General features: G+C 70.5%; 13 protein-coding genes. 5 read left to right on the plus strand and 8 right to left on the minus strand.

Annotated elements, in window-relative coordinates; genetic code table 11:
- Positions 1-23: 23 nt before the first annotated feature.
- From PBV52_RS37880 to PBV52_RS37895, 4 genes are all read right to left on the minus strand, one after another.
- A complete protein-coding gene (locus tag PBV52_RS37880; RefSeq protein ID WP_274244894.1) occupies positions 24-1,022 on the minus strand; it encodes a substrate-binding domain-containing protein in 999 nt (332 codons plus the stop codon).
- Between the two features lie 241 nt (positions 1,023-1,263).
- Complete coding sequence (locus PBV52_RS37885; protein WP_274244896.1) at positions 1,264-2,067, minus strand: SAM-dependent methyltransferase; 804 nt, start codon at positions 2,065-2,067, stop codon at positions 1,264-1,266.
- A gap of 168 nt (positions 2,068-2,235) precedes the next feature.
- Entirely contained in the window at positions 2,236-2,676 is a 441-nt protein-coding gene (locus tag PBV52_RS37890; RefSeq protein WP_274244898.1) for a DUF6114 domain-containing protein, read from the minus strand.
- Positions 2,676-3,335, minus strand: a complete 660-nt coding sequence (locus PBV52_RS37895) for a DUF6230 family protein (RefSeq protein ID WP_274244900.1) — start codon at positions 3,333-3,335, stop codon at positions 2,676-2,678. Before PBV52_RS37895 ends, PBV52_RS37890 begins: the two co-directional genes overlap by 1 nt.
- A 667-nt stretch (positions 3,336-4,002) precedes the next feature.
- On the opposite strand from PBV52_RS37895, the gene PBV52_RS37900 reads away from it, so the two are divergent.
- Complete coding sequence (locus tag PBV52_RS37900; RefSeq protein WP_274244902.1) at positions 4,003-4,656, plus strand: Tat pathway signal sequence domain protein; 654 nt, start codon at positions 4,003-4,005, stop codon at positions 4,654-4,656.
- 18 nt (positions 4,657-4,674) lie between these two features.
- Here the strand turns inward: PBV52_RS37900 and PBV52_RS37905 are convergent, their stop codons facing one another.
- The gene (locus tag PBV52_RS37905; RefSeq protein WP_274249834.1) at positions 4,675-5,634 is read right to left on the minus strand and encodes a lytic polysaccharide monooxygenase; all 960 of its coding nucleotides are present in this window, start codon (positions 5,632-5,634) and stop codon (positions 4,675-4,677) included.
- A 385-nt stretch (positions 5,635-6,019) separates the two neighbouring features.
- Between PBV52_RS37905 and PBV52_RS37910 the strand changes: the two genes are divergently transcribed.
- Positions 6,020-7,834 carry a S8 family serine peptidase gene (locus PBV52_RS37910; RefSeq protein ID WP_274244903.1) on the plus strand — a complete coding sequence of 605 codons (1,815 nt, stop codon included), beginning with the start codon at positions 6,020-6,022 and terminating at the stop codon, positions 7,832-7,834.
- A gap of 179 nt (positions 7,835-8,013) precedes the next feature.
- Here PBV52_RS37910 and PBV52_RS37915 read toward each other — a convergent pair whose 3' ends face one another.
- Complete coding sequence (locus tag PBV52_RS37915; protein ID WP_274244905.1) at positions 8,014-8,691, minus strand: ScbR family autoregulator-binding transcription factor; 678 nt, start codon at positions 8,689-8,691, stop codon at positions 8,014-8,016.
- A 181-nt stretch (positions 8,692-8,872) separates the two neighbouring features.
- On the opposite strand from PBV52_RS37915, the gene PBV52_RS37920 reads away from it, so the two are divergent.
- From PBV52_RS37920 to PBV52_RS37930, 3 genes are all read left to right on the plus strand, one after another.
- Positions 8,873-9,814, plus strand: coding sequence for a ScbA/BarX family gamma-butyrolactone biosynthesis protein (locus PBV52_RS37920; RefSeq protein ID WP_274244907.1), 942 nt, complete (start codon positions 8,873-8,875; stop codon positions 9,812-9,814).
- A 70-nt stretch (positions 9,815-9,884) separates the two neighbouring features.
- On the plus strand, positions 9,885-10,532 hold the full coding sequence (locus PBV52_RS37925) for a ScbR family autoregulator-binding transcription factor (RefSeq protein ID WP_274244908.1): 648 nt from the start codon (positions 9,885-9,887) through the stop codon (positions 10,530-10,532).
- A gap of 22 nt (positions 10,533-10,554) precedes the next feature.
- Complete coding sequence (locus PBV52_RS37930) at positions 10,555-11,742, plus strand: damage-control phosphatase ARMT1 family protein (protein WP_274244910.1); 1,188 nt, start codon at positions 10,555-10,557, stop codon at positions 11,740-11,742.
- A gap of 27 nt (positions 11,743-11,769) precedes the next feature.
- Here PBV52_RS37930 and PBV52_RS37935 read toward each other — a convergent pair whose 3' ends face one another.
- Together PBV52_RS37935 and PBV52_RS37940 are read right to left on the minus strand one after the other, a co-directional pair.
- Positions 11,770-13,032, minus strand: coding sequence for a cytochrome P450 (locus PBV52_RS37935; protein ID WP_274244912.1), 1,263 nt, complete (start codon positions 13,030-13,032; stop codon positions 11,770-11,772).
- Positions 13,029-13,835 (minus strand): alpha/beta fold hydrolase, encoded by an 807-nt coding sequence (locus PBV52_RS37940; RefSeq protein ID WP_274244914.1) that lies wholly within the window; start codon positions 13,833-13,835, stop codon positions 13,029-13,031. The genes PBV52_RS37935 and PBV52_RS37940 overlap by 4 nt, the downstream gene beginning before the upstream one ends.
- Positions 13,836-13,861 lie beyond the last annotated feature (26 nt).

Here is a 13,861-nt window from a genome sequence, read left to right on the forward strand (position 1 = left end):
ACACCGTCGGCGGAAGTGTCCGGTCAGCGGGTTCCGTTGGCGGCGAACTGCGCGACCGCGGCGACGTTCGCCTTGGTGACGAACGCCGGCCCGGTGAGGACGGGGGCCTCGCCACCGCCGAGGGTGTTGCCGTTGGTCCGGTACAGCCAGAGCGAGTCCACGGCGAGATAGCCCTGCAGATACGGCTGCTGGTCCACCGCGAACTGCACGTCCCCGTCCTGGACCGTCTTGACGAGGTCCTTGTTGATGTCGAAGGTCGCGACATGGGCCTTGCTGTGGGCCTCCTCGGCCGACTTCACGGCGGCGAGCGCGAATTGCGCGCCCAGGGTGACGACCTCGTCGATGGTCGGGTCCTGCGTCAGCCGGGACGCGACGGTGGCGGTCACCGCGTCCATGTCGGTGCCGTCCACGTAGAGGTTCTCGGTCTCGCCGCCGAACGCCTTCTTCACACCCGCGCAGCGCGCCTCCAGGGCGACGTTGCCGCGCTCGTGGATGACACACAGGGCGTGCTTGGCCTTCAGGTCGTCGAGCTTGTCGCCGACGGCGCGGCCCGCGACGCTCTCGTCCTGGCCGAAGTACTCCAGCAGTCCCGCGGACTTCCATTCGTCTATACCAGAGTTGAGGCCGACCACCGGTATGCCGGCCGCCCGAGCCTTGGCGACCGGGCTCGTCATCGCCGACGGCTTGGCCAGGGTCACCGCGATGCCGTCGGCCTTCTGCCGGATCGCGTCCTGCACCAACTCGGCCTGCCCGGCAGGGTCGGAGTCGTTGGCGTAGGTCAGGTCGATGTTGTCCTTGGCGGCCGCGGCCTGGGCGCCCTTCTGTACCAACTCCCAGAAGTCGTCCCCCTCGCCGCCGTGGGTGATCAGGGAGATCTTCAGCCGCGGACTGCCGGCCGCGGCGGTCGCGTCCGACGCGTCGTCGGTCCCGCCGATGGCGGAGCAGCCGGCCAGCAGCAGACAGGTCGCGGCCGTGAGGGCCGCGACGCGAGTGAGAGCGGGGGAGGGGGGTGGAGTCTTCATGAGGGTGCGGCACCTCGCTGTGCGGCCGAGCCGGGGGAACGAACGAGAGTACGGCCCGCGCGGCACGGGGAGTGCGCCGACCTGGTGAACTCTCGCTGAGCCGGAGCAAATCGCGTGTGACCACCGGTAGTCAAGTGTGCAACCACTCGGCGTGAGTCGTTGCTGCCACATCGTGATGAACCGCTGGCGGGAGGGCGGGCCGACAGCTGCTCCGCCTCCATGCTTGCGCTCGCAAACCGGGTCAACTCGGCTTGCGGGCCACCGCCCCGTACATCGCGATGTCCTCGTCCCGGATCACCTCGGTGCCCGTCCCGTCCGGACGCCACTTGTGGACCTGCACGATGCCCGGCTCGACGAGGTCCAGACCGGTGAAGAATTCCTCGGCCTCCGCAAGGGTGCGCAGCCGCATCGGCATGCCCCGGGCCGCGTACTCCCGGGCGACCCGGCCGACCTCGTCCGGCGCGAACTCGGCGGTGCCGATGGACATCGCGAGGTAACTGCCCGCGGGCAAGGGCTCGATCAGCCGCCGTACGATCCCCACCGCGTCGTGCTCGTCCAGCAGGAAGTGCACGATCGCGATGACGGTGAGCGCGACCGGCTCCCCGAGATCGAGCGTCTCGCGGAACGCCGGGGCGTCGAGCACGGCCGCCGGATCGCGCATGTCGGCCTCGATGTACGCGGTCCTCCCCTCGGGTGCGCTCGACACCAACCCCTGGGACAACGCGAGTACGAGGGGATCGTTGTCGACGTACACGACCCGGGACTCGGGGGCGACCGAGCGGGCGATCTCATGGAGGTTGGGCGACGTCGGAATCCCTGTCCCGACGTCGAGGAACTGCCGTATCCCCGCCTCCTCGGCGAGATACCGCACCGCCCGGTTCATGAAGTCCCGGTTGGCTCGCATGTGAACGGGCAACGCGGGCCACTCACGCGCCATGGCGTCGCCCGCTTCCTGGTCGGCGGGGTAGTAGTCCTTGCCGCCGAGGATGTAGTCGTAGATGCGGGCGGAGTGGGCGGTCTCGGTGTCGATACGGTCAGTGGACATGAGACCTCCGGGACGTGGACGTCGGGCCGGGTCAGTCTGTCAACCTCCCAGGGGCATAGGGAAGTTGACCGGAGGCATGGGCCGGCGATCCAGGCCTGGCGGCGCTGTAGGCCGACGGTCACCGTGCTGCAGAGCCACAGGGCAATCGGACGGGCCGAGGAACCCGGTTCAGGCGGGCTCCCCAGTCTGCTGGGCGGGCGCCGCAGCAACCCCCTTCTTCCGGCCCCGCTGCCGCCGGCGCACCCGCGGCTCCTGGTCCGGAAGCCACCCGAAAGCGAGGGAACTGCCGGCCACGCCCAGCAGCAGGCCCACGAAGAACCCGCCCAGGTTCGACGTGGGCCAGGTACCCAGGGCGACCAGGACCCCGGTGATCGAATAGAAGAGCCGCTGCGCCGGATTGAACAGGATCAGCAGGCCGAGCAGCACCATCAGAGCCGGCAGCAGATACCCCGCCAGCCCCTGCATCCCGACATGCAGAACGACCTTCATCGACGCCTTCATCGTGAGCAGAACCTCCGCCCCGCCCAGCGCGAGCAGCAGCCCGCCCCAGAACGGCCGGTCGGCCCGCCAACGATGGAAGGCCGACCGGAATCCCGCACGCTCACTCATCAGCAACCCGTGCTGCTGAAGCGGAGCTTCAGACCCGGGAGCTTGAACACGCCCGCTGTCGTCGCATAGTTGGTCTGCCGGAGATTGGCGATGCGCACGGTGTCCGCCTGCTGGCTGAAGACACCGATCGGCCCCTTCACCCCGGCCTTGGTCAACGTACTGGCGTCGTTGCCGATCTCGATGTTGGTGAACGCCGCGTCACCCGACAGCTCGGTCGAGTCGGTGGTCAGATCGCTGGCCTGCACCTTCTCCGACCCGCTCCCGGCGGTGATGAGCAGGTTCGTGCCACCGAGGTCGACGCTCTGGCACAGCTTCGTGAGCGTCGCGTTCTTGATCGCGGAGGTGACGACCAGCACCTGGCCGCCGGTGTCCCCCGCGTTGGGGCTGCCCGGGGCCATCTCGTCGAGGCCGCCGAACTGCTCGAACCCGGTGCCGTTGAGCTCGGTCGCGGTGACGGTGAAGGGCATGCCGGAGATGGCGAACTGCACGCCCAGCGCGCCCTCGGCGGTGAGGACCGCGAGCGCGCCGGCGACCAGGGTGGCCGGCACCGCCATCACGGCGGCCCGGCGTGCCCGGACCCGCCCGCGTCTCGCGGAATCGCTTTCCCGGTTCTCGGGTGTGTTGTCGGCGGACGAGGTGACGTCCGAGGACGAGGCCATAACTGCTCCCAGGTGCATGAAAGTGCGGGTAGGGCATCAGCGGCACGTTGTCCTGGCGCGGACAGCGCCCACGGCGCACGCCCCTCGCAACTCCCGGCGGATGCAAGGGCTTTCTCGTACTCCGCAGTAGCCAGCCGGGAAGTTACCGGTGGTTACAGGCGAGGGTCAAGGCAGTTATGGAAAAAGGGTGTTGATTGTGTTTCACCTGTGGGTCGAGGAGACTTCGGGGCCCCGCAAAAGCTGATGCGCGGGCATCAACTCCCTTGTTACTCCTTGACACTGACTGTCACTCAGGTCTACAACTTGCCCTGGCTCCCCCCTGGATCCGTGGCGCCGGATCCGCCGTCGCGTGGCCTTGGCCCGCGTTCCCGGACCTGATGTCCTTCACATTTTCTTGAGATCACTCCACGGCGCCGTCACGGTCGCTTCCCCCCTCGGTCCGTGCCGGACGCCCCCGCCCGGTCCGGCCGGAGCCCTCCCCACGGTCTCCGGCCGGTCTCCGGCCGGGCTGCCGTTGCCGGTCCGTGATGTACGGAGAAGGCGTCACGGACCGGCAACGGCGCACACCGACTCGAGCGCCCCCCACCCCCGCCGAGACCCCCGAACCCCTGAGCCGCTCAGCGGCCCTCAGGGCACACCCCCGCAACGAAAGCCGAGGTACACCCGCATGCGTACGCGCACCCTCCTCACCCTCGCCGGCACCGTCGCCGCCCTCACTCTCCCGATGGCAGTCCCGGCGTCCGCGGCCGACGGCGCCGTTCTCACCACCGGCTCCGTCGGCGGTACGGCCGTCGCGGCCGGCGAGGTTCTCACCGCGCCGCTGGCGAGCGGCACCGCCGCCACGTTCTACTCCAGCGCGACCGGTACGAGCGGCATCTCCTGCACGTCGTCGCAGTTCACGGCCACCGTGACGGACAACCCCGGCGCGCCCGGCACCGCGACGGAGTCGGTCTCCGCGCACACCTTCGACGCCGCCAGCTGCACCACCAATGTGGTCGGCGTGCTCGGCGTCACCGGCATCACGGTCAACAACCTGCCGTACAGTGCCGCCGTGGCCTCCGACGGCACCGTCACCGTCACCCCGGCCGAGGGCTCCACCATCCAGACGACGGTCGTCCTGCGGACCCTGCTGGGCAGCATCAACTGCGTCTACCAGGCCCCCAGCCTGTCCGGCACGGCGAGCAACAGCGACAACACCATCAACTTCGCCAGCGCGCAGTTCACCAAGGTCTCCGGCTCGTCCCTCTGCTTCGCCAACGGCTACTTCACCGCCAAGTACGCCCCGGTGACCGGCAGCGGCGAGGCGGTGTACGTCAACTGACCCCTGCCGTCCAGGAGTTCACCTCCTGCGCAGCCGCAGCGCCAGGGCGGCGCCCCCGGTGAGCACCAGCACCGCGGCGGCGCCGCCCGCCAGCAGCGGCGTCGAGGGCCCCGTACCGGCGCCGCCGGTGGAGGCCACCGGCGTGCTGTCGGGCGCGGCGGCGTTCTGCGTGCGTCGGCTCTCGGTGTCGGTCGGAGCGGGAGGCGTCGGTGAGACGGTCTTGCGCGGCTCGGTCGTCGGCGAGGAACTGGCGGTCGTACGTCCGTTGTCGCGATCCGCGTTCGCGGCGGCGGAAGCCGTGCGCTCGCCGCCGCTTCCCTCGGCGTCCGTGTCCTGCTCGGCCCGGAACACCACATCCGAGCACGAGTAGTACGTGTCCGGCGTACTGCTGTTCTGCCAGACCGTGTACAGCACATGGCGCCCGGCCCGGTCGGACGGCAGCGTCGCCCTGATCCGGTACGCCCCGTCCGTCAGCGCCGGGTCCGTCACTTGCGCGAACGGCTTCTCCGGGAGGTCGGACCAGGTCAGCGGCTTCGTCGGGTCGTAGCCGGGCTTGGTGAGGTAGAGCTTGAAGGTGCCGGTGTGCGGGATCGTCGAGACGTACCGCATCGTCAGGGTGGAGCCGGGCGTCAGCCGGGTCGACGGCCAGTCGGCGCGGGCGAGGTCGAGGCCCCGGTAGGCCGGCAGTCCACCGCTGCACAGCTGCCCGTCGGGGACGACCTGCCGGTCCCGGCCGTTCACATTCGCGATCCGAAGGTTGTCCCAGGCGGTGAAGGGCGCGCCGTTCGACGCGACCGCCGCCCGGCAGGCCCCCGACCGGGACGCGCTGCCGCCGTCGGGGGAGCAGCCGTACACCCGGCTGACCGGATCCGTCGGCGCACCGTGCGCATGAGCCGGGCCCGCCACCCACACCGTGAGCAGCAAAGGTGTGACGGCGGTGGCCGCCAGGGCGGTGCGGTGCGTTCTCATCCAGGGCATCCGGGACATCCGGAACGTCTCCTCGGCCGGCGTGGGCAGGGTCCTCGTGCAGTACGGGAAACCGGCCCGGCGCGTTCACTGCGCGACGAGCCGGGCAAATGTCGCCATTACCGGTCAACCGTCCGACGTAGAGGGTGGGTTTCCAGCCGGATCGAGGGTTTCCCCTGTATCCCGATGACCTTTTCTTTGCCTATCGTTCGACCACAGCCGACCCACAGGTAACCCCGAACGGGTCGTAGCTCGCGCCAGGCCGGCCGCCGCGCGCCCAGCACTTCGCACCGCCCCCACCGCCTTCTCGGCGTACCCCCCGCCGCTTCGAGGACGAAGCGAATCGACCGCCGCTCCGCGCTGCCCGGAGTACGGCCGGCCACGAAAGGGCACACCCTTGCGTACCTCTGCGTCTCTCAGACGGAAGCTGATATCCGTCGCCGCGGTCTCCGCCGCGCTCTTCACGGCTGCCACCACCTCGGTCGCCGTGGCCCAGGATTCCCCCACCCGGGAAGCCGCCGCCCCCGTCCCGGCGGCCCAGACCGAGGCCGCCCCCGGCACCCCGGCCGAGCGCCTCATCGTCGGCTACAAGTCCGGCGCCGCCGAGGCCAAGTCGAACAAGGCCGCCGAGGCCGACGCCGCCGCCAAGGGCAAGGAGGCCGGCGAGGACCTCGACTTCCAGCGCCGCCTCGGCTCCGGCGCCGCCCTCGTCGACCTGGGCGAGAACCTCACCCGGACCGACGTCGCCGACGTCGTCGCCGAGTACCGGGCGGACCCGCAGGTCGCCTACGTCGTACCGGACCGGCTGAACAAGCCGCTGGCCACCCCCAACGACACCGAGTACAGCAAGCAGTGGGACCTCTTCGAGACCACCGCGGGCATGAACGTGCCGGGCGCCTGGGACGTCGCCACCGGCAGCGGCGTGACCGTCGCCGTCATCGACACCGGCTACGTCACCCACTCCGACCTCGGTGCCAACATCGTCGGCGGCTACGACTTCATCTCCGACACCGCGGTCTCCAACGACGGCAACGGACGCGACAGCAACCCGGCCGACACGGGCGACTGGACCACCGACGGCCAGTGCGCCAGCGACTGGACGGCCACCACCTCCTCCTGGCACGGCACCCACGTCGCGGGCACCATCGCCGCGGTCACCAACAACAGCAAGGGCGTCGCGGGCATCGCGTACGGCGCGAAGGTCTCCCCGCTGCGTGTCCTCGGCCAGTGCGGCGGCTACGACTCCGACATCATCGACGCCATCACCTGGGCGTCCGGCGGTTCGGTCTCCGGCGTCCCCGCGAACACCAACGTCGCCAAGGTCATCAACATGAGCCTCGGTGGTGGCGGCGCCTGCTCCTCGGCGACCCAGAGCGCCATCAACGCTGCGGTGAACCGCGGCACCACGGTGGTCGTCGCGGCGGGCAACGAGAACCAGAACGCCTCCAACTCCTCGCCGGCGAACTGCAACAACGTCGTCTCGGTGGCCGCGCTGGGCCGCTCCGGCTCCAAGGCCTACTACTCCAACTACGGCTCGACCGTGGACATCGCGGCCCCCGGCGGCGAGACCCGTACCACCACGGCCAACGGCATCCTGTCCACGCTGAACACCGGCGCCCAGGGCCCGTCGAGCGAGACGTACGAGTACTACCAGGGCACCAGCATGGCCGCCCCGCACATCGCGGGCCTGGCCGCGCTGATGAAGTCGGCCAACGCGTCACTGACCCCGGCGCAGATCGAGTCCGCGATCAAGACCAACTCGCGTGCTCTGCCCGGCACTTGCTCGGGCGGCTGCGGCGCCGGCCTCGCGGACGCGGCCAAGACGGTGCAGGCGGTGAGCGGCAGCTCCGGCGGCTCCACGGGGGGCACCACCTTCACCAGCACCTCCGCGGTCTCCATCCCGGACAACGGCTCGGCGATCGAGTCCTCCATCGCCGTCAGCGGCCGCAGCGGCAACGCCCCGTCGGCCCTCCAGGTCGGCGTGAACATCACCCACACCTACCGCGGTGACCTGGTCATCGACCTGGTGGCGCCGGACGGTTCGACGTACCGCCTGAAGTCCGCCAGCTCCTCGGACTCCGCGGACAACGTCAACACCACCTACACGGTCAACGCCTCCAGCGAGGCCGCCAACGGCACCTGGAAGCTGCGCGTCCAGGACACGGCGGCCCAGGACACGGGCACGCTCAACAGCTGGAAGCTCACCTTCTGAGCGGACGCGGGCGACAGTCGCCGCGACCGACAACTGAACGCGCGCCCTGAACGGGTGCGTACCACAAGCGGGCGGGCCGGCCGGTGCGGATGGGGCATCGGCCGGCCCGTCGTACGTCAAGGGCGTTTCGAGCACCGACCGGACCGGCAGAAACCGTCGGTCCGGTCGGTCTTGTGCACTCAGCGTGCGGACAGATCCATGGCGACCGGTTCGACGTCCGTGGCATCGAGGGCGGCCAGCACCCGCACCCCGCGATCGGGTTCCCGGTCGATACCGGTCAGCAGGCCCGGCAGCGCGATGCTCGGCAGAAGGTGTCCCCACAGGACCGAGATCCGCTCCGCCAGATCGTCGCGGTCGTTCAGCGCCCGGGACATCAGCTGGATGCCCGCGAACGCACCGACCAGCAGCTCCACCGTCTGCCTGGGCTGCACGGTGGGCAGCAACTCGCCCTGGTCACGAGCCCGTTCGAGTATCCCGACCAGGTGGTCCGCCCACTGCCTGAACGGTTCGGAGTGATCGACACCGGGCGGCGCGCACTGGTCCACCGCCAGCCGCACACTGCCCTTGAGCAGCGAGTTGCTGAGCAGCCGCTGCCCGAACACGAAGGTGATGTCGACCAGTTCCTGCAGCTTGCACGCCTGCGGCGGCACCGCGCCGAGCGACAGCTGCTCGTCCAGCACGGCCTGGGCGAGGGATTCCTTCGAGGGGAAGTGGAAATACAGGGCCCCCTTGGTCACCTCGGCCCGCTCCAGGACCATCGCGATCGTCGTCGCGGTGTACCCGTGCTCGTCGAAGACCGCCCCCGCGGCCTCCAGGATGACCTTCCGCGTTCTGATGGCGCGCTCCTGCCTCGCCATAACAGCCCCTCCGCTGCGCCGAGTTGGCCTCTGCGCCCGGCGTGCGCCGGAGCGGGTTCGGGCACGGTCGGGCGACTCAAGGCCGCATTGAAAACAAACCGGTCGCCTCGTACTCTAACGCTCGCGGCACCGGCTCCTCGCCGTCTGTCCAGGCACATTCGGGGGGACCCAAGGAGGGGACATGCCTCATCCGTGGCAATTCGTCACGATCCCGCCCGCCGAGACCCCGGCGGTACCGGACGGCCTGACCGCCACGGTACCCCGTCAGCTCGTCCACCGAGCCTCCGTCGCCGAAACGTTTCTCACCGGGGCGACCAGCATCGACACCGACCGGTTCACCGTCTTCGCCCAGTGGCCGCGAGCTCATCAGTTACACGTGTCGCCGGACCGGTCGGCCTACGAACCGCTGCTGGTCGCGGAGACCGTCCGCCAGGCCGGCGCACTCCTCGCGCACACCGCCTACGGCGTCCCGCTGGGCCACCAGTTCGTGCTCAGGGAGCTGCGGATCACCACCCACCCCGAGCATCTGGCCGTCGGTGCCGTGCCCGCCGAACCCGTCCTCCACATCACCGTCTCCGACGTCGACCACCGCGGCGGCCGCCCGGCCGGATTCCGCTACGACGCGGACATACGGCTCGGCAGCGAACGCGTCGCGACCGGGCACATAGCCGTCACCTGGACAAACGAAGCCGTCTACCGCCGACTGCGCGGCGGCCGCACCGCGACCACGGTCTCCGCACTGCCCGTGCCGCCCGGTCTGCCGCCCGCCGAGGTGGACCGCGCCCTGCCCGCGGACGTCGTCCTCGCCCCGGCCGACCACCACGGCCGCTGGCGGCTGCGAGTTGATACCGCTCATGCTGTTTTCTTCGACCATCCACTTGATCATGTGCCCGGAATGCTGCTGCTGGAGGCCGCCCGCCAGGCCGCACGGACCCGCACCCGGAACGGCCGACGGCGGCCCGTTTCGTTCCACGCCGTCTTTCATCAGTACGCCGAACTCGACCAGCTCACCTGGATAGAGGCGGACGACGGGGGGAGTGCGAACGGCGCCGGCGTCCAAGTCCTGGGACGACAGGGAGAGTCGACGGTTTTCGAGTGCGAGGTGGGAACCGAGGGGCGGTGAGATATCGTGTGCGGAGAGGTAGAAACAAACGGCATGACCCGTTCTTTTCCGTCACAGGAGTGTCCAGCCGATGGCGAGGCAGTTACGCGCCGAACAGACCCGCACCACGATCCTCACAGCCGCCGCCGAACTGTTCGACCGTCACGGCTATGAATCGACCAGCCTCAGCGACATCGTCGAGCACGCCCAAGTCACCAAGGGCGCCCTGTACTTCCACTTCGCCGCGAAGGAAGACCTCGCCCAGGCCATCATGGAGCTCCAGTCCAGAGCCTCCCGGCAGATGGCGAGCGAGATGGACGGCCGGGGCTACTCCTGTCTGGAGGCCCTGATACGCACGACGTTCGGCATCACACGCCTGTCCGTCGAAGGGCCGATACCCCGGGCCGGACTGCGCCTCGCCACAGGAGGAGTGGTGATACGGCCGCCCCTGCGGCACCCCTTCACCGAGCTGCTGGACATCACCACCCGCAAACTCCTCGGCGCCGCCAAGGAGTCCGATATCCACCCGGACGTCGACGTCGAGGCCGCGGCCCACTCCCTCGTCTGCTTCTTCGTCGGCACCCGCGTCGTCGGCCGCTCCCTCGAACCCGTCGCACGCCAGCCCCGCAGGGTTGCCGAGATGTGGCACCTCATGATCCGCGGCCTGGTCCCGGTACCCCGCCGGGCCCGCTATCTCGCGCTCGCGACACAGCTGGAGCGGGAGATCAGAGCCGTATGACAGGCGCGATACCGTGAGCCGCATGCCCGACAGGACCGCCACCCCGCTCGCGCCCGTGCTCCTCGGCAACGAGCCCGGCTCGTTCCCGCACAGCGTGCTCGCCGAGCGGCATCCCGCGATCATCCGGCAGGTACGGGAGTCCTTCCCGTACGGCCCCGAGCGGCACCGCGCGCTGGACGCGTTCATCGCGAGCTGCACCAAGGGCGTGATCGAGCCGCTCCCCGCCGACGCGCACGACGGCGAGCGCTGGGCGTCGTGGGGCGCCGACGCCTGCACCGGCCGGTCCTGGTTCGACGTACCGTGGCTGTGGTCGGAGAGCTACTTCTACCGCCAACTCCTCGAAGCCGTCGGCTACTTCACTCCGGGCCCCTGGCAGGGCATCGACCCCTTCCGGCCCTCCAAGCTGGCCGAACTCGACGCCCCCGAGACGGACGAGGAACTCGCAGCCCTCGATGCCCTCGCGGACCGCCCCGCCGAGGAGCAGGACCGGGCGCTGCTGCACGGGTCGCTGTGGGGCAACCGCGCGGACCTCGGATTCCGTATGTCCGCCGCGCGGGACGAGACCTCCTCGGACACCCCGCCCCTGGTGACCGACGACAGCGAGACCCTCTGGTCCCTCCTCCCGCCCTCGGGCTCGGCCACCCTGTGCCTGATCGCTGACAACGCGGGCCGCGAACTCGTCCCCGACCTGCTCCTCATCGCCCACCTCCTCACCCAGGGGCGCGTGGCACGGGCCGTCCTCCACGTCAAGCCGTACCCCTACTACGTCTCCGACGCCACGCACGCCGACGTGCTCGACGCCCTGCGCCGGCTGACGCGGGCACCGGGCGCGGCCGCGACGTACGGCCGCGTGCTCTGGTCGGCGATGACGGACGGCCGCCTCACCGTGCGCGCCCACCCCTTCGCCGCCGCCCCACTGCCGTACGCGGCGATGCCCGACGACCTCCGCGAGGAGCTCGCCACGGCCACCCTCACCCTCGTCAAGGGCGACCTCAACTACCGCCGTCTCGTCGGCGACCGACTCTGGCCGCCGACGACACCGTTCACCGACCTGACCGCCCACTTCCCCGGCCCGGTCGCCGCCCTGCGCACCCTGAAGTCCGACGTCATCACCGGCCTGGACGCCCGCACGGAGGCGGCGCTGGTGGCGGCGGAAGGGCAGAAGTGGCGGACCGGCGGGACGCATGCGCTGATCCAGGTACGGACGTGACGACCGCGCCGACTCGCCGGGCGGCTCTCAAGTGATCTGCACGGGCAGCGACTTGAGGCCGTTGATGAAGTTCGACACCAGGCGCTTCGGCGGCCCCGCCGTCCGCAGGACCGGCAGGACCCGCAGGGTCTCCCGGTAGAGCACCCGCAGCTGCAGCCGCGCGAAGTGCGCGCCCAGGCAGACGTGCGGGCCGTCGCCGAACGAGACGTGCGGGTTCGGGGCGCGGGACAGGTTCAGCCGGTCGGGGTCGGCGAAGACCCGCTCGTCGCGGTTGGCGGAGGCGTGGAAGACGACCACCTTGTCGCCCGCGCGGATGCGCCGGCCCGCCAGTTCGGTGTCCTGGGCGGCGGTGCGGCGGAAGGTGAGGACGGGCGGGTGCCAGCGGAGCAACTCGTCGACAGCGGAGGCAAGTTCGACGCGTCCGCTCCGTAGGCGCTCGTACGCCTCGGGGTGCTCCGCCAGCGCCAGCAGACCGCCGGGTGCCGCGCTGCGGACGGTGTCGTTGCCCGCGACGGTGAGCAGGAAGAAGAACATCTCCAGCTCGGCACGGGAGAGTTCGGGGTCGTGGGCGAGCGTGGTCATGACGTCGTCGTCGGGGTAGCGCCGCTTGTGGGCGGCCAGTTGCCGGGCGTACCCGAACATGTCCGCCAGCATCGCGGGCGAGCGCGGATTGACCGGCCTGCCCGCCGCGTCCAGCACCGGGACACCCGCCTCGTCCGGGTCCTGGTAGCCGATCACCCGCTGCGTCCAGTGCAGCAGCAGCTTGCGATCGGCCTCCGGCACACCGAGCAGGTCGGCGAGGTTGAGCAGGGCGTAGTCGTCGGTCACGGCGGTGACCAGATCGACGGTGCCGTCCGAGGGGCGGGCCTCGTCCAGGGCGCGCGCGAGGAGCGTTCGGGCCCGTTCCTGCGCGACCTTGGTGAAACGGTCGATGCGGCCAGGGGTGAAGGCCCGGCTGACCAGCCGCCGCAGGCGCCCGTGTCCCGGCGGATCCTGATTGAGCATCATGCGGCGGATGAACGGCAGGTCGTCCGGGTCCGGGTCGCGGATCTGGGTCGCGCCGATGTACGAGGAGTACGTCGCCGAGTCCTTGAGTACGCGCACCACGTCCGCGTGCCGGGTCACCGCCCAGAACCCGGGCCCGGCCGGCCAGCCCAGCACCTCGGGCTCGTCCTGCCGGGCCACCGGGTGGTGGTCGCGCAGGACGCGATAGGCGTCGTGGGGCACGCCGGTGGCGTACCGCCGGGGGTCGAAGACGTCGGGGACCGGGGGAGCGTGGTGGACGGTCACGCCGGCCCGCCCCTTTCGTCGGTGCCGGGGACCTCCGGGTCCGCGCGCAGGAAGTCCTCGACCACCCGGATCAGCTCCAGTGGGGTCTCGTCCATCGGATAGTGGCCCGCGGAGGAGAGTTCGTGCAGCTCGGCGCGGGGATACCAGGTCATCCAGGTCTGCCGCAGCAGATCGGCGGACAGGGCCGGATCGAGGGCGCCGGCCACGGCGAGCGCGGGTACCGGGGAGCCCTCGACCTGTGTGTGGAAGTCCTCTGCGGCCCAGGAGTCCAGCCAGGCGCGGAACGCCTTCTGGTCGCTGACGGCGAGCGACCGGGCGACCATGCGATCGAGCCAGGCGGCGGGGCGGCGGCCACCGGTGGTGATGTCGATGATCCCGCGCCGGTTCTCCGGCTTGTGCGCCGCGTCCGCGAACAGCTCCCACTGTTCCGGCGGCAGGGCCAGCCCCGAGGCCGGAACCGGCGAGACCCCGACCAGCCTGCGCAGCCGGTGCGGGGCCACGGTGAGGAGGCGCTGTCCCACCGCGCCGCCCATCGAGTGCCCGACCACCGAGAAGCGCTCCCAGCCGAGCCGGTCGGCCAGTTCCACCAGGTCGAGGGCCGCCTCGGCGGTCGTACACGAACCGACGGCGTCCTTGGCGCCGCCGTAGCCCCGCAGGTCGACCAGGGCGTAGGTGAAGGCCGTGCGGTCGAGGTCCGCGAGCACGGGTGCGTAGGCGGACCGATCGGCGAACCAGCCGTGCACGGCGAACACCTTGTGGGCACCGTCGCCGTGCAGTTCGTGCGGGAGTGTGAAGGAGGTCATGCGACCAAGGTGGCGCATATCGGCGA

The sequence above is a fragment of the Streptomyces sp. T12 genome (genome assembly GCF_028736035.1).
Lineage (GTDB): Bacteria > Actinomycetota > Actinomycetes > Streptomycetales > Streptomycetaceae > Streptomyces.

Excerpts from the sequence above, each read along its gene's own strand:
- PBV52_RS37880 (WP_274244894.1), bottom strand. The coding sequence starts at position 1,022 with ATGAAGACTCCACCCCCCTCCCCCGCTCTCACTCGCGTCGCGGCCCTC.
- PBV52_RS37885 (WP_274244896.1), bottom strand. The coding sequence starts at position 2,067 with ATGTCCACTGACCGTATCGACACCGAGACCGCCCACTCCGCCCGCATC.
- PBV52_RS37940 (WP_274244914.1), bottom strand. The coding sequence starts at position 13,835 with ATGACCTCCTTCACACTCCCGCACGAACTGCACGGCGACGGTGCCCAC.
- PBV52_RS37895 (WP_274244900.1), bottom strand. The coding sequence starts at position 3,335 with ATGGCCTCGTCCTCGGACGTCACCTCGTCCGCCGACAACACACCCGAG.
- PBV52_RS37930 (WP_274244910.1), top strand. The coding sequence starts at position 10,555 with ATGCCCGACAGGACCGCCACCCCGCTCGCGCCCGTGCTCCTCGGCAAC.
- PBV52_RS37915 (WP_274244905.1), bottom strand. The coding sequence starts at position 8,691 with ATGGCGAGGCAGGAGCGCGCCATCAGAACGCGGAAGGTCATCCTGGAG.
- PBV52_RS37905 (WP_274249834.1), bottom strand. The coding sequence starts at position 5,634 with ATGCCCTGGATGAGAACGCACCGCACCGCCCTGGCGGCCACCGCCGTC.
- PBV52_RS37900 (WP_274244902.1), top strand. The coding sequence starts at position 4,003 with ATGCGTACGCGCACCCTCCTCACCCTCGCCGGCACCGTCGCCGCCCTC.
- PBV52_RS37920 (WP_274244907.1), top strand. The coding sequence starts at position 8,873 with ATGCCTCATCCGTGGCAATTCGTCACGATCCCGCCCGCCGAGACCCCG.
- PBV52_RS37925 (WP_274244908.1), top strand. The coding sequence starts at position 9,885 with ATGGCGAGGCAGTTACGCGCCGAACAGACCCGCACCACGATCCTCACA.
- PBV52_RS37890 (WP_274244898.1), bottom strand. The coding sequence starts at position 2,676 with ATGAGTGAGCGTGCGGGATTCCGGTCGGCCTTCCATCGTTGGCGGGCC.